This is a genomic window from Burkholderia alba, from assembly GCF_034721475.1.
GTDB lineage: Bacteria > Pseudomonadota > Gammaproteobacteria > Burkholderiales > Burkholderiaceae > Burkholderia > Burkholderia alba.
Genome location: NZ_JAWJWL010000008.1, coordinates 16,990 through 34,382, shown reverse-complemented (window position 1 = coordinate 34,382; position 17,393 = coordinate 16,990). Strand labels below are relative to the sequence as shown.

General features: G+C 64.7%; 12 protein-coding genes, 1 tRNA gene and 2 pseudogenes. 11 read left to right on the top strand and 4 right to left on the bottom strand.

Annotated elements, in window-relative coordinates:
- The first annotated feature begins 27 nt into the window (after window positions 1–27).
- From RZR99_RS10855 to RZR99_RS33305, 11 genes and pseudogenes are all read left to right on the top strand, one after another.
- Window positions 28–1,818, top strand: a complete 1,791-nt coding sequence (locus tag RZR99_RS10855) for an amino acid ABC transporter permease/ATP-binding protein (protein WP_323119762.1) — start codon at window positions 28–30, stop codon at window positions 1,816–1,818.
- Between the two features lie 37 nt (window positions 1,819–1,855).
- Window positions 1,856–2,785: an ABC transporter substrate-binding protein gene (locus RZR99_RS10850; protein WP_323119761.1), complete on the top strand. Its 930-nt coding sequence runs from the start codon at window positions 1,856–1,858 to the stop codon at window positions 2,783–2,785.
- 472 nt (window positions 2,786–3,257) lie between these two features.
- The gene (fdnG, locus tag RZR99_RS10845) at window positions 3,258–6,329 is read left to right on the top strand and encodes a formate dehydrogenase-N subunit alpha (RefSeq protein WP_323119760.1); all 3,072 of its coding nucleotides are present in this window, start codon (window positions 3,258–3,260) and stop codon (window positions 6,327–6,329) included.
- An 11-nt stretch (window positions 6,330–6,340) separates the two neighbouring features.
- A complete protein-coding gene (gene fdxH, locus RZR99_RS10840) occupies window positions 6,341–7,255 on the top strand; it encodes a formate dehydrogenase subunit beta (RefSeq protein WP_323119759.1) in 915 nt (304 codons plus the stop codon).
- Window positions 7,252–7,878 carry a formate dehydrogenase subunit gamma gene (locus tag RZR99_RS10835; RefSeq protein ID WP_323119758.1) on the top strand — a complete coding sequence of 209 codons (627 nt, stop codon included), beginning with the start codon at window positions 7,252–7,254 and terminating at the stop codon, window positions 7,876–7,878. Before fdxH ends, RZR99_RS10835 begins: the two co-directional genes overlap by 4 nt.
- 198 nt (window positions 7,879–8,076) lie before the next feature.
- Window positions 8,077–9,043 (top strand): annotated as a pseudogene (gene fdhE / locus RZR99_RS10830) (formate dehydrogenase accessory protein FdhE); the annotation flags it as partial.
- Window positions 9,033–10,472, top strand: coding sequence for an L-seryl-tRNA(Sec) selenium transferase (gene selA / locus RZR99_RS10825; RefSeq protein ID WP_323119756.1), 1,440 nt, complete (start codon window positions 9,033–9,035; stop codon window positions 10,470–10,472). The pseudogene fdhE and the gene selA, both read left to right, overlap by 11 nt.
- Window positions 10,469–12,391, top strand: a complete 1,923-nt coding sequence (selB, locus tag RZR99_RS10820; protein ID WP_323119755.1) for a selenocysteine-specific translation elongation factor — start codon at window positions 10,469–10,471, stop codon at window positions 12,389–12,391. Before selA ends, selB begins: the two co-directional genes overlap by 4 nt.
- 33 nt (window positions 12,392–12,424) lie before the next feature.
- Window positions 12,425–12,520: transfer RNA gene (locus RZR99_RS10815), tRNA-Sec, on the top strand.
- Between the two features lie 169 nt (window positions 12,521–12,689).
- Window positions 12,690–12,926 (top strand): Arm DNA-binding domain-containing protein, encoded by a 237-nt coding sequence (locus RZR99_RS33310; protein WP_407655432.1) that lies wholly within the window; start codon window positions 12,690–12,692, stop codon window positions 12,924–12,926.
- 108 nt (window positions 12,927–13,034) lie between these two features.
- Window positions 13,035–13,505 (top strand): annotated as a pseudogene (locus tag RZR99_RS33305) (phage integrase central domain-containing protein); the annotation flags it as partial.
- A 108-nt stretch (window positions 13,506–13,613) separates the two neighbouring features.
- Here the strand turns inward: RZR99_RS33305 and RZR99_RS10805 are convergent.
- From RZR99_RS10805 to RZR99_RS10790, 4 genes are read right to left on the bottom strand one after another with little or no spacing between them, the layout of a single operon-like run.
- Window positions 13,614–14,249 (bottom strand): hypothetical protein, encoded by a 636-nt coding sequence (locus RZR99_RS10805; RefSeq protein WP_323119754.1) that lies wholly within the window; start codon window positions 14,247–14,249, stop codon window positions 13,614–13,616.
- On the bottom strand, window positions 14,224–15,396 hold the full coding sequence (locus tag RZR99_RS10800; RefSeq protein WP_323119753.1) for an XRE family transcriptional regulator: 1,173 nt from the start codon (window positions 15,394–15,396) through the stop codon (window positions 14,224–14,226). Before RZR99_RS10800 ends, RZR99_RS10805 begins: the two co-directional genes overlap by 26 nt.
- Complete coding sequence (locus tag RZR99_RS10795; RefSeq protein WP_323119752.1) at window positions 15,393–16,772, bottom strand: hypothetical protein; 1,380 nt, start codon at window positions 16,770–16,772, stop codon at window positions 15,393–15,395. Before RZR99_RS10795 ends, RZR99_RS10800 begins: the two co-directional genes overlap by 4 nt.
- Window positions 16,772–17,341, bottom strand: a complete 570-nt coding sequence (locus RZR99_RS10790; protein ID WP_323119751.1) for a hypothetical protein — start codon at window positions 17,339–17,341, stop codon at window positions 16,772–16,774. Before RZR99_RS10790 ends, RZR99_RS10795 begins: the two co-directional genes overlap by 1 nt.
- Window positions 17,342–17,393: the final 52 nt, after the last annotated feature.

The window sequence follows — 17,393 nt, the reverse complement described above, 5'->3', positions numbered from 1 at the left end:
CGACAGGACTTCGAAGGAAACCCGATCATGAGCGATACCACTCACGCAGCCGGCGGCGCGCTGCCGCCGCTCGGCGCCGCCGCGCGCACCGATTGCTCCGCCGACCGGATCGTGCCGGCCCGTTACCCGGCGCGCGCCGCGGGCACCGTGCTCGGGCTCGCGCTGATCGCGGCGGCGCTTCATTCCGTGCTCGGCAACCCGCAATGGGGCTGGCCGGTATTTGCCGAATGGTTCCTGTCGGCGCCGGTGCTGTCCGGACTCGCGCGGACCTTGCTGCTCACCTTGCTCGGCGCGCTGTTCGGCTTCGCGCTGGGTCTCGCCGTCGCGCTGGCGCGTGCGTCGCGTTCGCGGGTGCTCGCGGGCGCTGCGTGGGTGTTCATCTGGCTGTTCCGTTCGATTCCGCTGATCGTGCTGCTGCTGATCCTCAACAATCTAGGCTACCTGTACGGCCATATCCGGCTCGGCATCCCGTTGACCGACATCACGTTCGCGAACATCGCGACGACCGATCTGATCAGCCCGTTCTGCGCCGCCGTGCTCGGCTTGACGCTCAACCACGCGGCGTTTTCCGCCGAAGTGATCCGCGGCGGCATCCTGTCGGTCGACCAGGGGCAACTGGAAGCGGCGGCGGCGCTCGGCCTGCCGCGCGCGCGGCAGGCGCGGCGCATCGTGCTGCCCCAGGCGATGCGCACGATCCTGCCGACCGCGTTCAACGATCTGATCGCGCTCGCGAAGGGGACGTCGATGGTGTACGTGCTGGCGATGCCGGAGCTGTTCTATACCGTGCAGGTCATCTATCGCCGCAACCTCGACGTGATCCCGCTGCTGATGGTCGCGACCGTCTGGTATCTGATCATCCTGACCGTGCTGTCGGCGATCCAGGCGCAGGTCGAGCGCCACTATGCGCGCGGCGCGCTGCGCAATCCGCCGCCGTCGCTGCTGTCGACGTGGCTGGCGCGCCGCGCGGCGGCCCGCCGCGATGCGCCCGTGCGCGCCGCGGCCGAGGTTCGCGCCGAGCCGGGCGAGGCCGAGCAGGGCTGGGCAAGCGCGCGGCGCCCGGGCGGCGAGGTCGCGATTCATCGCGTATCGAAAAGCTACGGCCAGCAGAAGGTGCTCGACAACGTGTCGTTCGTCGCGCCGCCGGGCAGCGTGACCGTGATCCTCGGCCAGTCCGGCTCGGGCAAGTCGACCCTGTTGCGCACGATCAATCATCTGGAGCGCGTCGACGACGGCTTCATCGACATCGACGGCGAGCCGATCGGCTATCGCCGCGACGGCAACACGCTCTACGAACTGAAGGAGCGCGACGTGCTGCGGCGGCGCGTGGACGTCGGCATGGTGTTCCAGCAGTTCAATCTGTTCCCGCACCTGAGCGTGCTCGACAACCTCGTCGAAGCGCCGGTGGCCGCGCGCGGCGTCGCGCGCGACGAGGCCGAACGCGTCGCGCGCGAACTGCTCGCGCGGGTCGGGCTCGCGGCGAAGGCCGACGCGTATCCGCGCCAGCTGTCGGGCGGCCAGCAGCAGCGGGTCGCGATCGCGCGCGCGTTGGCGCTGAAGCCGAAAGTGCTGCTGTTCGACGAGCCGACTTCCGCGCTCGATCCCGAGCTGGTCAACGAGGTGCTCGACGTGATCAAGGAACTGGCGCGCTCCGGCACGACGCTGATCATCGTCACGCACGAGATCGGCTTCGCGCGCGAGGTGGCCGACACGATCCTGTTCATGGAGCACGGCCGCATCCTGGAATCCGGTCCGCCGGAGCAGGTGCTCGGCGCGCCCGCGCATCCGCGCACGCGGGCGTTCCTGTCCAAAGTGCTTTGAACGGCACGGCCCTTTTTCCTCACGACGTCCGACATCGATGATCGACCGACGCACTTTCATGCTGGCGGCGCTCGCCGCCGCCGGCCCGCTGGCCTTCGACCGGGCCGCCGCCGCGCCCGCCGTGGACCTCGATCCCCGCCAGGCCGGCCGTATCCGCGCGGCCCGGGATCCGCAGGCGATCGACGCGCTGCGCGGCTATCGCTGGGTGACGGACGGCGCATTCACGGTCGCGATCGCACCGCATGCGCCGCCCGTCGCGACCTATGCGACGGACGCGCGCACCGTGGTCGGCGCGGATCCGGATTACGCGCAGCTGCTCGCCGACGCGCTCGGCAGGACGCTGACGCTCATGCCGGTCGCGTGGGCCGACTGGCCGCTCGGTCTCGGCTCGGGACGGTACGACGCGGTGATTTCCAATGTCGGCGTCACCGAGCAGCGCAAGCGGAAGTTCGATTTCACGACCTATCGACTGGGGCTGCACGGCTTCTACGTGCGACGCGCGAGCCCGATCGAGCGGATCGCCGAGCCTCGGGACATCGCCGGGCTGCGCATCATTACGGGCTCGGGCACGAGCCAGGAACGCATCCTGCTGGAATGGAACCGGCGCAACGTCGCGCAGGGGCTCAAGCCGGCGGTGCTGCAGTACTACGACGACGATGCGGTGGCGCGCGTCGCGCTGCTGAGCGGCCGCGCGGACGCCGAGCTGAATCCGAACGCGTCGCTTGCGTATCAGGCGGCGCAGGGCGGCCAGATCCGTTCCGTCGGCGGCGTGAACGCGGGCTGGCCGGTAAAGGCGGACGTCGCGATCGCGACGCGCAAGGGCAGCGGGCTGGCCGCCGCGCTGACGATCGCCACCAACGACCTGATCCGCGACGGCAAGTACGGACAGGCGCTCGCGCGCTGGGGACTGCAGGCCGAAGCCGTCGAACGGTCCGAGACCAATCCGCCGGGGCTGCCGGCGTTCTGATCGGGATGCCGCGCGCCGGGCTGCCCGGCCTGGAATGGAGCCCGAGGGGGGCTGGGTAGCGAGATCCTAGGCGATCCTCGCGCGGGGACGGACGGGATGCGCGCGGACCGGCGACACCCTCGGTCGCGCGGCCGAAGCGGGCGGCGATCGGCGACCCGCGCATTCCGTCGTCGCCGTGAAACCCAGGCCCGACAGGCGTCCCGCCGCCCCGGGCTCCGGCAGCTGAATGCGAGCCGACACGCGCTTCTGATAAGCTTGCGGCCTTGTAAGGGCTGCCCCTCCTATCCGATGCGCTCGCGTTGTCATATAACGGAAGAGCAGGGATGCGAAACAGGCGGCGGCCCCTTGCGGCTTCGGCCGCCGGGCCGGATTCACGGGGGCGCGCTGCGTCGCGGGCGTGGCTGCCGTAGAATCCGCGCATCACAAGTCGTTGTAATAAGTGTTCCCCTAATACACCCAGCCCGAGACCATCATGCTCCACATGTCCCGGCGCCAGTTCATGAAGGTGACCGCCACGACGCTCGCCGGCTCGAGTCTTGCCCTGTTGGGCTTCTCGCCAGCCGAAGCGCTCGCCGAGGTGCGTCAATACAAACTGGCGCGTACCGTCGAAACCCGCAACACCTGTCCTTATTGCTCGGTCGGTTGCGGCATCCTGATGTACAGCCTCGGGGACGGCGCGAAGAACGCCGAAGCGAGCATCATCCACATCGAAGGCGACCCCGACCACCCGGTCAATCGCGGCACGCTGTGCCCGAAGGGCGCGAGCCTGATCGATTTCATCCATAGCCCGAGTCGCCTGAAGCACCCCGAATACCGCGCCGCCGGCTCGGACGAGTGGCAGCCGATTTCGTGGAGCGATGCGCTCGATCGCATCGCGAAGCTGATGAAGGAAGACCGCGACGCGAACTTCGTCGAGACGACGGAGGACGGCGCGAAGGTCAACCGCTGGCTCACGACCGGCATGCTGGCCGCATCGGCGGGCAGCAACGAAGTCGGCTATCTGACGCACAAGACCGTGCGCAGCATGGGGATGCTGGCATTCGACAATCAGGCGCGTGTCTGACATGGCCCGACGGTGGCAGGTCTTGCCCCGACGTTCGGCCGTGGAGCGATGACGAACCATTGGGTCGACATCAAGAACGCGGATGTGATTCTCGTGATGGGCGGCAACGCCGCTGAAGCCCATCCTTGCGGCTTCAAGTGGGTGACGGAAGCGAAGGCGCACCGCAAGGCGCGTCTCGTGGTGGTCGACCCGCGCTTCACGCGTACCGCCTCGGTGGCGGATTACTACGCGCCGATTCGCACCGGCACGGATATCGCGTTCCTCGGCGGGGTCATCAATTACCTGCTGACGAACGACAAGATCCAGCACGAGTACGTCAAGAACTACACGGACTTCCCGTTCATCGTGCGCGAGGATTTCGCGTTCGACGACGGCATTTATTCCGGCTACAACGCGGAAAAGCACGCGTATCCGGACAAATCGAGCTGGGACTACGAACGCGGCGACGACGGCTTCGTGAAGGTCGACGCCACGCTGGCGCATCCGCGCTGCGTGTACAACCTGCTCAAGCAGCACTATTCGCGCTATACGCCCGAGATGGTCGAGCGGATCTGCGGCACGCCGAAGGACAAGTTCCTGAAAGTGTGCGAGATGCTGGCGACCACCGCGGTGCCCGGACGCGCGGGCACGATCCTGTACGCGCTCGGCTGGACCCACCACTCGGTCGGCGCGCAGATGATCCGCACGGGCGCGATGGTGCAGCTGCTGCTCGGCAACATCGGCATCGCGGGCGGCGGCATGAACGCGCTGCGCGGCCACTCGAACATCCAGGGGCTGACCGATCTCGGGCTGATGTCGAACCTGCTGCCCGGCTATATGACGCTGCCGTCGCAGGCCGAGCAGGATTTCGACGCGTACATCAAGAAGCGCGCGCAGCAGCCGCTGCGGCCGAACCAGCTGAGCTACTGGAAGAACTACCGCGCGTTCCACGTGAGCTTCATGAAGGCGTGGTGGGGCGACGCGGCCACCGCCGACAACCACTGGGGCTACGACTATCTGCCGAAGCTCGACAAGCCGTACGACCTGCTGCAGACGATCGAGCTGATGTACCAGGGCAAGATCAACGGCTATATCGCGCAGGGCTTCAATCCGCTCGCGGCGGCGCCGTCGAAGGTGAAGACGGCGGCCGCGCTCGCCAAGCTGAAGTGGCTCGTGATCATGGATCCGCTCGCGACCGAGACCTCGGAGTTCTGGAAGAACCACGGCGACTACAACGACGTCGACGCATCGAAGATCCAGACCGAGGTGTTCCGGCTGCCGACCTCGTGCTTCGCGGAGGAGCGCGGCTCGCTCGTGAATTCCGGCCGGGTGCTGCAGTGGCACTGGCAGGGCGCGGAGCCGCCGGCCCAGGCGAAGAGCGACCTGGAGATCATGGCGGGCATCTTCACCCGGATGCGCGCGATGTACCGGAAGGACGGCGGCAAGTTTCCCGATCCGATCCTCAACCTGACCTGGCCGTATGCGAATCCGGAAAGCCCGACGCCCGAAGAGCTGGCGATGGAGTTCAACGGCCGCGCGCTCGCCGATCTGCCCGATCCGAAGGATGCGGCCAAGACGCTCGTGAAGAAGGGCGAGCAGCTCGCCGGCTTCGCGCAGCTGAAGGACGACGGCAGCACGTCGAGCGGCTGCTGGATCTTCTGCGGCGCGTGGACCCAGGCGGGCAACCAGATGGCGCGGCGCGACAACGCCGATCCGACCGGCATCGGCCAGACGCTCGGCTGGGCCTGGGCCTGGCCGGCGAACCGGCGGATCCTGTACAACCGCGCGTCGTGCGATACGAGCGGCAAGCCGTTCGATCCCACCCGCAAGCTGATCGGCTGGAACGGCAAGACCTGGAGCGGTCCCGATATCCCGGACTACAAGGCGGACGAGCCGCCCGAGACCGGCATGGGGCCGTTCATCATGAATCCGGAAGGCGTCGCGCGCTTCTTCGCGCGCGACGGGATGAACGAAGGGCCGTTCCCCGAGCATTACGAGCCGTTCGAGACGCCGCTCGCCGCGAACCCGCTCCACCCGGACAATCCGCGCGCGCTGAACAACCCGGCCGCCCGCGTGTTCCCGGACGATCGGGCCGCGTTCGGCAAGGTCGAGCAATTCCCGTACGTGGCCACCACCTACCGGCTGACCGAGCACTTCCACTACTGGACCAAGCACGCGCGGCTCAACGCGATCATTCAGCCCGAGCAGTTCGTCGAGATCGGCGAGGAGCTGGCGAAAGAGGTGGGCGTCGCGCACGGCGATCGCGTGAAGGTGTCGTCGAACCGCGGCCATATCGTCGCGGTCGCGCTGGTCACGAAGCGGATCAAGGCGCTGATGGTCGACGGCAAGAAGGTGCAGACCGTCGGCATTCCGTTGCACTGGGGCTTCAAGGGGCTGACGAAGCCCGGCTATCTCGCGAACACCCTGACTCCGTCCGTCGGCGACGGCAACTCGCAGACACCGGAATTCAAGTCGTTCCTGGTGAACGTGGAAAAGGCGTAAGGGGATAAGAGATGGCATTGCAATCGCTGGATATCAAGCGCGTCTCCGCCACCACCACGCCGCCGCCCACGGTGCGCGAGCCGGTGACGGGCAGCGTCGCGAAGCTGATCGACGTGTCGAAGTGCATCGGCTGCAAGGCCTGCCAGACCGCGTGCATGGAGTGGAACGACCTGCGCGACGAGGTGGGCACGAACGTCGGCGTGTACGACAACCCGGCCGACCTGAGCGAGCATTCGTGGACGGTGATGCGGTTCTCCGAATACGAGAACCCGGCGGGCGACCTCGAATGGCTGATCCGCAAGGACGGCTGCATGCACTGCGAGGATCCGGGCTGCCTGAAGGCGTGTCCGTCGCCGGGCGCGATCGTGCAGTACAACAACGGCATCGTCGATTTCCATGAGGAAAACTGCATCGGCTGCGGCTATTGCGTGACGGGCTGCCCGTTCAACGTGCCGCGCATCTCGAAGAAGGATCATCGCGCGTACAAGTGCACGCTCTGCTCCGACCGCGTCGCGGTCGGCCAGGAGCCGGCCTGCGTGAAGACCTGCCCGACGGGCGCGATCGTGTTCGGCACCAAGGAGGACATGAAGCAGCACGCGGCCGAGCGGATCGAGGATCTGAAGGAGCGCGGCTTCGAGCACGCCGGGCTGTACGACCCGCAAGGCGTCGGCGGCACGCACGTGATGTACGTGCTGCATCATGCCGACAAGCCGTCGCTGTATCACGGCCTGCCGGACAACCCGTCGATCAGCCCGATGGTGAAGTTCTGGAAGGGGATCGCGAAGCCGCTGGCGGTCGCGGGCATCGCGCTGTCGGCGCTCGCGGGCTTCTTCCACTACACCCGCGTGGGGCCGAACGAGGTCACGGACGAAGAGGAAGCCGCCGCCCGCGACGAGGCACGCCGCATCAAGGAGGACGCGAAATGAGCGACAAGGACCCGAACCTGATGGTGCGCTACACCCCCAACGAGCGCAGCAATCACTGGATCACCGCGATCACCTTCGTGCTGCTCGCGCTGTCGGGGCTCGCGCTGTTTCATCCGTCGATGTTCTGGATGACGGCGCTGTTCGGCGGCGGCCAGTGGACGCGGATCCTGCATCCGTTCGCCGGCCTCGTGATGTTCGTGTCGTTCGCGGTGATGGTGGTGCGCTACTGGCACCACAACGTGCTCGACGCGGACGATCGGCAGTGGCTCAGGCAGATCGACGACGTGCTCGCGAATCGCGAGGACAAGCTGCCGGAAGTCGGCCGGTATAACGCCGGACAGAAGCTGCTATTCTTCACGCTGGTGGCCTGTCTGCTGCTGTTGCTGCTGTCCGGCATCGTGATCTGGCGGCGTTATTTCTCGTTCTATTTTCCGATCGAGGTGATCCGCGCGGCGTCCGTCGTTCATGCGGCGGCCGCGTTCGTGCTGATCGCCAGCATCGTCGTCCACATCTATGCGGCGCTGTGGGTGAAAGGGTCGATCGGCGCGATGGTGCGCGGCACCGTGACGCTCGGCTGGGCGAAGAAGCACCATCCGAAGTGGTTCCGCGAAAGCGTGAAGTAATCGCGCGCCGCGTGAAGGTGGGGCGCGCCGCGGATCGGATCCGCGCCGCGCGCCGTCGCCCCGGGGGCTTCCGCCGGGGCACCGGATACCGCGGCCGCGCTTTCGGTCGGCCGGATCGACACACCGTCGGTTCGGACCACGAAAGCCGTCGCCAGCAAAGCGCCGACCGTTCGGCGCTTGTTTTTTTAGGGCACGCTCTTGACTAAAGTGACTCAACAGATTCTCGATCCGAATGACATCGCGTCGCTCGATCATTCGGCCATTCCGCGTTTTCGCCTGCCGGAGCGCGGCACCGCGTTCGCCGCGCGCGCGGCGCGGCTGCGCAAGCTCGCCGACCTGAATCCGATCGGCGGCTATCTGCGGCTGATGGCGACCGTCGCCGATGCGCAGCACGCGATGCTGCAGACGTTCAGCGCGCAGGCGCCGTCGAAGGCGGCCATCAAGCAGGCGCAGCAGCATTCGATGCCGCTCGCGCCCGCGCTGACGGGCGAGCGCGACCCGCAATGGCGCGAGGTGCTGCAACGCCTGCTCGACCAGATCGAACAGGCGGGCCTCGTGAACCCGTCGCTCGCGAAGCTGATCGACGGCTTGCGGCTGAAGGCGCCGGCCGCGCTCGACGCGCAGGCCGACGCGATCGTCGCGCTGCGCTTCGCCGAGATCGAGCCGGCCTGCGCGCCGTTCATCATGGCCGCGCTGCAGGTGGTGTGGACCGATCTCGCGATCCGGATGCCGCCCGCCGACATCCCGTACCTCGATCAGCCGGGCCTGTGCCCGGTTTGCGGATCGCATCCGGTGGCGAGCGTCGTGCGCGTGGGCGGCCAGTACCAGGGCTACCGCTTCCTGCAATGCGGGCTTTGCACGACCGAATGGCACATGGTGCGCACCAAGTGCTCGCACTGCGATTCGACCAAGGGCATCGCCTATCACGGCATCGAAGGCGGCGGCGACGCGCTCAAGGCCGAGTCGTGCGACGAATGCCATACGTACCGGAAGATCGGCTATCAGGACAAGGATTACGACGTCGAACCGCTCGCGGACGATCTCGCGAGCCTCACGCTCGACCTGCTGATGAACGAAGCCGGCTACCAGCGCAGCAGCCCGAATCCGCTGCTGTGGCCGGAACTGCCGGGCGACGCATAAGGAGAGGGCGGGACGTGAGCGAACCCGGCGTGAACGAACTGAATGCGTTGCTGGCGCGCGTGCCGTCGGTCGAGCGCGTGCTGTCGGCGGCGGAGGTCCAGCCGCTGGTCGGCGTGTATGGCCGCACGCGCGTGCTGGCCGCGATACGCGCGTCGCTCGACGCGTGGCGGCGTGCCGCGCGGCACGATGCCGACAGCGTCGCGCCGCTCGACGACGCCGGCATCGCGGCCGACCTGCGCGCGCGGCTCGCCGCGCAGGACCGGAGCGCGCTGCGCGCGGTATTCAATCTGACGGGCACCGTGCTGCACACGAACCTCGGCCGCGCGCTGCTGCCGGACGACGCGGTGCGGGCGGTGGTGGGCGCGCTCACGCAGCCGATGAACCTCGAGTTCGATCTCGACACCGGCCGGCGCGGCGACCGCGACGACCTGATCGACGCGTTGATCTGCGAACTGACCGGCGCGGAGGCGGCGACCGTCGTCAACAACAACGCGGCGGCCGTACTGCTGACGCTGTCCGCACTTGCGCCGAAGCGGGAGGTGATCGTGTCGCGCGGCGAGCTGGTGGAGATCGGCGGTGCGTTCCGGATTCCCGACATCATGAGCCGCGCCGGCGCGAAGCTGCGGGAAGTCGGCACGACCAACCGTACCCATCTGCGCGACTACGCGGACGCGATCGGGCCGCGTACCGCGATGCTGATGAAAGTGCATTGCAGCAACTACGCGATCAGCGGTTTCACCAAGGCGGTCGAACTGGCGGAGCTGGCGCCGCTCGCGCGCGAGCACGGGCTGCCGGTGGCGGTCGATCTCGGCAGCGGTACGCTGGCCGATCTCGCGCAATGGGGGCTGCCGAAGGAAACGACGGTGCGCGAGACCGTCGAGGCGGGCGCCGACCTGGTCACGTTCAGCGGCGACAAGCTGCTGGGCGGTCCGCAGGCGGGGCTGATCGTCGGCAATCGCGAACTGGTCGCGAAAATCAAGAAGCATCCGCTCAAGCGCGCGCTGCGGGTCGGCAAGCTGACGCTGGCCGCGCTCGAACCGGTGCTGCGCCTGTATCAGGCGCCCGAGTTCCTGCGCGAGCGGCTGACCACGCTGCGTTTGCTCACGCGTCCGCAAGCGGAGATCGCGGCGGCGGCGGAGCGCGTGCGGCCGGCGCTGCAGCAGGCCGTCGGCACAGCGTATGCGGTGAGCGTCGAGCCGATGTTCAGCCAGATCGGCAGCGGCGCGCTGCCGGTCGATCAACTGCCGAGCTATGGGCTCGTCGTGCGCGCGAGCGACGGCAAGCGCAGCGGGCGGGCGCTGGCGCAGCTCGAGACGCGGCTGCGCGGCTGGCCGAGGCCGGTGCTCGGACGGATTGCCGACGATGCGCTGCGGCTCGACCTGCGCTGCGTCGAGGCGGCGGACGAGGCGGCGCTGATCGCGCAGTGCGCGCAGGCGACGGAGCCGCGCGCATGATCGTCGGGACGGCAGGTCATATCGATCACGGCAAGACGACGCTCGTGCGCGCGCTGACCGGCGTCGACACCGACCGGCTCAAGGAGGAGAAGGCGCGCGGCATTTCGATCGAACTCGGCTATGCGTATGCGCCGCTCGACAACGGCGAGGTGCTGGGGCTGATCGACGTGCCCGGCCACGAGAAGCTCGTGCACACCATGGCGGCGGGCGCGTGCGGGATCGATTTCGCGCTGCTCGTGATCGCGGCCGACGACGGCGTGATGCCGCAGACGCGCGAGCATCTGGCGATCCTGCAATTGCTCGGCGTCACGCACGGCGCGGTGGCGTTGACGAAATGCGACCGGGTCGACGCGGTGCGGCTCGCGCAGGTGCGAGACGAGATTCGCGACTGGCTGGCGTCGTCGGTGTTGGCGGGCGCACGGGTGTTCGACACGCGCGCGACCGAACCGGACGATGCGGGCGTGGCCGCGCTGGATGCGTATTTGCGTGCGCAAGCGCTGGCGTGGCGCGCGCGCCGCGACGATGGGCTGTTCCGGCTTGCGGTCGACCGTGTGTTCACGCTCACGGGGCAGGGCACCGTGGTGACCGGGACGGCATTCGCCGGACAGGTGCGCACGGGCGCGATACTGACGGTCGTGCGGACCGGCGACGCGGTGCGGGTGCGCAGCATCCATGCGCAGCATCGCGCGACGGAGCGGGGCCGCGCCGGCGAGCGCTGCGCGCTCAATCTCGCGGGCGTCGACAAGGACGCGCTGGCGCGGGGCGACACGATCGCCGATGCGCGTCTGGCGGCCGTGTCAGCGCGCATCGACGTCGAGCTGACGCTGCTGCCCGACGCGGACCTGACGCTCGCGCATTGGGCGCCGCTTCATGTGCACCTCGGCACGCTGCATCGCGTTGCGCACGTCGCGTTGCTGGATGGGGCATCGCTTGCCGCCGGGCAGCGTGCGCGGGTGCAGCTGAGTTTCGATGAACCGGTGTTCGCGATGCCGGGCGACCGCTTCATCGTCCGCAATGCGCAGGCGACGCGGACGGTGGGCGGCGGGCGCGTGCTCGATCCGTTCGGACCGGCGCGCAAGCGGCGCACGCCGGCACGGCTCGCGTGGCTCGACGCGCTCGCTGTCTGGCTCGACGAGGGACGGCTGGATGCGCTGCTCGATGAAGCGCCGCTTGGCGTGACTTCCGGGATGCTGACTCATTTGACCGGGCTGCCGCTGGAGGCGTTGACGCTGCCTGCCGACGCGGTGAGCGTGCCGCTGTCAGGTAGCGAAGCGGGCGCCGCGCTGCTGGTCGCGCGCCGGCATTGGGACGGGCTGGGCGGGAAGGTGGCCGCGGCGCTGCGGGCGTTTCACGAGCGGTCGCCGGACGAGCAGGGACCGGACGGCGCGCGACTGCGGCGGATCGCGGCGCCGCTCGCCGACGATGCGCTGTGGCGCGCGTTGATCGATGCGTCGATCGCCGGCGGCGAGATCGCGCGCAGCGGGCCGTGGCTGCATCTGCCGTCGCATGCGGTGAGTCTCGATGCGCGCGAGGAGGCGCTGGCGCAGCGCCTGCTGCCGCTCGTGGCCGCGGGCCGCTACGATCCGCCGTGGGTGCGCGATCTAGCCGCCGCGACGGGCAACGCGGAGGATCTGGTGCGCGGCGTGTTGCGCAAGCTGGCGAGACGCGGGGAGCTGCATCAAGTCGTGCGCGACCTGTTTTATCATCGCGACGTCGTGGCGGAGCTGGCGGCGGTGGTCGCGGAGCTGGCGGACTCGCGCGGCGGCGCGCTCGACGCGGCGACATTCCGCGATGCGACGCAACTCGGGCGCAAGCGCGCGATCCAGATCCTCGAATTCTTCAATCGGGTTGGGTATACTCGCTTTCACCGCGATCTGCATCTGCTGCGCGCGGATAGCCGGCTGTTTGGCTCGTCGTAGCGCATGGCGTTGTATTGCTTATCGTTTTTCGCAGGAAGGCATTCGTATCCGGTGGTGCGGCTGGGCTTCAAACCCAGTTGGGGGCGTCTATCGCTCCCAGGTCGGTTCGACTCCGGCTGCCTTCCGCCACTCAAGGCATCCCGGTCGTTCCGTCGACTTCTTTGGGTGCCCCATAGGTCTCTGATTCCAAAGCGATTTGTGGGTAACAGGATGATTGCCGCTTCCCCCCAGGTCCCGCACAATTTCTACACGAAGTATGGGTAGCGACATGGGTTTTGTGGGTAAGAAGGAGCGGAACATGGCAGGACGACAGTTGCACCGGCTCAGCGCCTTGCGGGTCGCAAAGGAGGTGGCGCCTGGCCACTACGCTGACGGCGGCGGCCTTTACATGCAGATCGCGAACAGTGGCGCGCGCTCGTGGGTCTTTCGTTTCAAACTCAATGGGCGCGTGCGGGAAATGGGACTCGGGCCGCTTTCGCGGGTCTCGCTCGGCGAAGCACGGAAACTGGCCACCGGGCTTCGTGAGACGGTCTGAGAACAGATTGGATCCTATTCTTGCCCGGCGCGAGCAACAGCGCCGACAGTTGCTTGATATCTCCGTGGATGCGAACGTGACTTTTCGCGAAGCCGCCGAAACGTTCATTCGCGCGCGCAAACCGGAGTGGAGAAATCGCAAGCATGTCCAGCAGTAGGTAATACGCTGAAGACATACGCGTATCCGATTATCGGCGACGTTCGGGTGCGCGACATCGACACTGCGATGATCGTGCGGATCCTTCAACCGATATGGACGAAGAAGGCGGAGACCGCACGTCGTGTGCGCGGCCGTATCAAGGCAATACTCGACGCCGAAACAGTCTTGGGCCATCGTACCGGCGCGAATCCCGCGCGGTATGTCGATCACCTACAGCTTGTGTTGCCACCTTCGAAGAAGCGCTCGCAGGTGAGTGTGTCGGGCGCGGGTCTTGGGCTCGCGCTCGCATCGCGTTTAACGAGAGCGAGTCGCTGGTTTACGCGCGAGCCGATGCCAGAATATCGACCAAATCGGCCCAGTTTTGCAGTAACTCACGACAGTCGTCTAACAGCGGCGCGCGGCTGTAGACACGAAAGATGATTTGCCTTGGTAGGCAGATCAGTCTCATCTTGACGATGTCGAGTACACCTCAGCGCGTGCGATCACATTTCCAGAAATGACAGTCTCTATGCGCAGCTTTGTGCGCGTTCACACTAACGGTCCGCGTACGGCGAGCTTGCGTTTTGCATGTCGCCTCAGCGTCGAGCAAGCTGGAACATTCTCTTGTCCGATGAGCTGAGAGACCCAATCGAACTGGCGCTCCTGAACCTGCATTCTCGCGAAACGAAGCGCGCGAAACATCGCTTCAGCCAATGCCTGAGTCCCCAACCGTGTTTGCACGGAGGCATAGGCGAGAATGTCAACGGTCGTGACAAGACGTAGTGACGCGAAACGCTCCGTGGCAATTCGCGTCGCTTTTTTCTCGTCGATCGCAGCAGTAAAGCCATTACTGTGCGCAAAGGCCAGGGTCGCGGCTTCGCCGTCGTCGAGCGAGTCTGATACCGACCCGCCAACCAATTCAAAGAAGCTTTCTGACGCGGGTCCCTCTAGTTTTTCAACGCGTAGATGCCGGTCGAGTATCAGTAGTTCCAGTTGCGCAGCTTCTGGCCGACCATCTGCAGATCCTTTCTGGATTTCCCGAACGACATTGTCGGTTACCACGATCGGGGTACCGAGCGCCTGCAGGATTGAGCTGGAGTGGCCCGTCGCCAGCAAGTTGATGACCACACTGGCGTCCAGCACGAGCTCCGAATCTTTGTTAGTGATGCAACTTGAAAAGGTCATCCGCCTCGTCCTCTTCCGCCGCAGCCTCGTCGAGTAACTCTCGCACGCGTTGCCGATCAAGTTTCAGCATTTCCGCCATTTGACCTTCGCTAATCAAATCCTTCTTCCAGGCGTCTATCGCCAACAAATAGAGCCTGGATGATTGTGGGTTGTCAACGTTGGTATCGTACTCAGTTGCCCCCAGGACTTGCCGGACCTGTTCATCGGTAATGCTACCATTATCCTTGAACCAATCCCACGTTCCCTTCTTGGTCAGGCCTAGTTCTTCTAGCCTGATGACAATAGCTTGCCGAGATACTCCGAAGTAGTTAGCGAGGAGTATCACATGTCGACGCGTAAGGTGAGTTGCCCCCGTAGTCAATTCCTTGAATTTTTCCATCACTGCCCGCGTCGGCGTGAGGAACGCTCGTCCGAAAGCATTTGCGTAGCGCTCTTCGCGGGAATTATCGTGCATTTCATCCCGGTAGACCTCAGGTCGTCGGCGAGTCGCTATAAAGTGCCCCAATTCGTGTCCGCCCGTTTGCGTTTGGCGGTCCCGCCGATGGCTTGCATTAATCAGAATGCATGCTCCGACGGCATCGTCGTAAGCAAATAAGCCCGATACTGATGATGCAAGCTTGCGACTATAAATTCGGATGCCGAGCTGAAGCTCCATAAGTGCGAACAAGTTTTGGACCGGTCCTTCCCCGAGACCTAGCCAATGTCTCAGGATCTGTGCATCGTGTTCCGCTTGGGCCCGGACGTCTCCAGGCATTATCGTTTTTTCTGCAGGGTAATTTCGCTGGCGTTGAATGCCGAGAACGCTTTCAAGCTCGACTTCGGATCGCACAAGATCGTTTAAGGTGCGTGCGGCCTGCTCGATTCCCTCGCTTGCCGTCTCGGGAAGCGACCGAAAACGCGGAATGAGGTCAATGTGGACGGCTTCGCGTCGAAGTAGGGAATTTACCGATATGCCGTAATGGCGACAAAGCGCCTGTAGCTCGTCAATTCGAGCAGTGCGTTGACCTTTCTCGATAGCTACAAGAGTAGTGCGAGCAACGCCAGCGGCTTTTGCTCCAGCATCTTGGGTAAGATTCGCGGTTTCCCGTGCTATCTTGAGTCTTTCACCAAGTTCCACTGGGTTTAGTTCTTGAGTTGACTTGGTCATGATGCTATATCCATCCATTTCCTGACGAACGACTGGGGTCCGAGATCGTTCGTGAATGCCGACCACTCCTTTGCGTGCTGTTCCAGAAGCCGGTCCAGCTTCTGGGAAACGCTTTCCAGAGGTTCGCAGAGCGATCCGGATAGGTCGCTCATTGCTCTGCGTTTGACCAAATCGTAGCTTGCCGAATCTCGAATCGCTGCGAGGTGATCGAAATGAAGAGTCCCGGCTATCGCATATTCGCGAAGAGCCTTAGTAATGTGATTAAATCCTGCCGCCGCGCCCGCTTCGAACGTAGGAGAGTTGAGCTTCTCCCACACATAGTTGTCTGCAGGTTCAGACAGGTCGGCAGCGTGGACACTTAGCCTGCGTAACAGGCAGGCTGCGCAAATTCCACATTGTCGTCTCGACTTTGAGACAGACACCTGTCTGGCGTTTTGCCAGCAAGAGCGGGTTTCAAGCCAGTTCGCTGAGTCGCCATACGCGTCGACGAATTCGCGCAGCGTCTCCCCTTTAGTCTTCCAGATTCTCGGAAAGTGATAGTGGAGTCGATGCCCGAACAGCGCGTAAATAAATTTCTCCATCCGTACAGTAAAGGCAGGGTAATTCCGGTAATCGGCGTAGCCTTGTCCGACCGGTAACATTGCCGGGGCGAGGGCGCCTTGACCACTTTCCGGAACGATCGCGGTAGTGGCATCTATAAGATATGCTGTAATAGCAGCAATCAGGCTAAACTTGAAGCCGCGAGTTCTCGCGCTGTTTTCAGCATTGTCATTGTCCAGCTTGACTTCATAGGGTAACGCCGCAAACGGTGCTATCAGTCGTTTCTTCTTGGGTACATCATGCCATTTGGTACCAACGCGGACGCGAACTAACCGATTTCCAAGCCGTCGATGTTCCAATCCATATACGGCGCGTGAATCCATTCCTTCGCTGTAAGCAATGACGGCCTCGGCGTTAGACGGAAACTCCAATCGATTTTGGGCAGGAAGAACTGCCTTCGCTTTGCGGGCGCGAAAATGAAAATGCCAATCGTCGCCGGTGAGAAAATTCAGGGCGTTGGTGAGTGAACTAGACACTGAGCGATCCAACCACCTTGCGGGGTCGTGAACAGGGATGTGCACGTGAAAGCGCCGGCCCCAGTTAATGCTGCTGCGAGCGAGGCTGCGGTCACAGAACTCGACCGCGGCCGCAACGACGAGCGCATCGTAGACCACAGGCTGCCAGTTAGTGGATGAAAAAGTCTCCAGAACTTCGGTGTCAAAGCTGATGTTCGTTTCCAGCCTGCAGGCAAGCGTTCCTCTGCGTGGCCGCGCGCCCATCTCAACGACGTCGACCGCAAGTTCCTTGAGTTCGATGAATTGCGACTTCTTGCTCATCACAACGGCACCCCGTCGCTCAGCTCAGACCGCTTCCTCAGCGTGGACTTGTGGGCCGTCTCTGGTGCCACGAGTGCCAAGCCTAGCTGCTTTTCTGACATCCCTGAGATGGCGGTGTACAGCCGCACTCTCAGATCGTTAGCGCGCCGCATATTGGATTTTCTGAGGTAGTGCTCCTCAATCTGACGCGTGTTTGCGATGCCTCGCTCCTTGGCAGCAAAGCCTATTGCCTCAAGGAACGCGTCCTCGTCCAGACGGCCGCTGTTCACAACGTAAACACCCCAGGCGACCGCGTTGAGTCCAAATACGGACCCGGCCGCCAAGGTTCTTGCTTCCTCAAGTTGCTGAAGAGCGATTTCTGGTAGGCCCAAGGAATTGTCGCGCCCCGTGAAGACGTCCTTGAGGGCTTTAATCACTGAGTAGTCGACTTCTTTTCTGAAGTCACGCGCGAGCGCGTGCTTGGCGGCGTCCGTTACCTGTTCCAGATCGTAGGTAGACTGATCTCCGCGCTTGGCAAGCTCCTTCCAGGCCTTTCGCATTGGCAGACTTCTATGCGGTCCGTCGCTCATCGCACGCCTCCCGGTTTGTCAGAATTAAATTCCAAAAATCCGACATTGTCAA

Coding starts and splice junctions, on each gene's coding strand:
- RZR99_RS10855 (WP_323119762.1), top strand. CDS start 28: ATGAGCGATACCACTCACGCAGCCGGCGGCGCGCTGCCGCCGCTCGGC.
- fdxH (WP_323119759.1), top strand. CDS start 6,341: ATGGCATTGCAATCGCTGGATATCAAGCGCGTCTCCGCCACCACCACG.
- RZR99_RS10835 (WP_323119758.1), top strand. CDS start 7,252: ATGAGCGACAAGGACCCGAACCTGATGGTGCGCTACACCCCCAACGAG.
- RZR99_RS10805 (WP_323119754.1), bottom strand. CDS start 14,249: ATGACCTTTTCAAGTTGCATCACTAACAAAGATTCGGAGCTCGTGCTG.
- RZR99_RS10800 (WP_323119753.1), bottom strand. CDS start 15,396: ATGACCAAGTCAACTCAAGAACTAAACCCAGTGGAACTTGGTGAAAGA.
- selB (WP_323119755.1), top strand. CDS start 10,469: ATGATCGTCGGGACGGCAGGTCATATCGATCACGGCAAGACGACGCTC.
- RZR99_RS10795 (WP_323119752.1), bottom strand. CDS start 16,772: ATGAGCAAGAAGTCGCAATTCATCGAACTCAAGGAACTTGCGGTCGAC.
- RZR99_RS33310 (WP_407655432.1), top strand. CDS start 12,690: ATGGCAGGACGACAGTTGCACCGGCTCAGCGCCTTGCGGGTCGCAAAG.
- RZR99_RS10850 (WP_323119761.1), top strand. CDS start 1,856: ATGATCGACCGACGCACTTTCATGCTGGCGGCGCTCGCCGCCGCCGGC.
- RZR99_RS10790 (WP_323119751.1), bottom strand. CDS start 17,341: ATGAGCGACGGACCGCATAGAAGTCTGCCAATGCGAAAGGCCTGGAAG.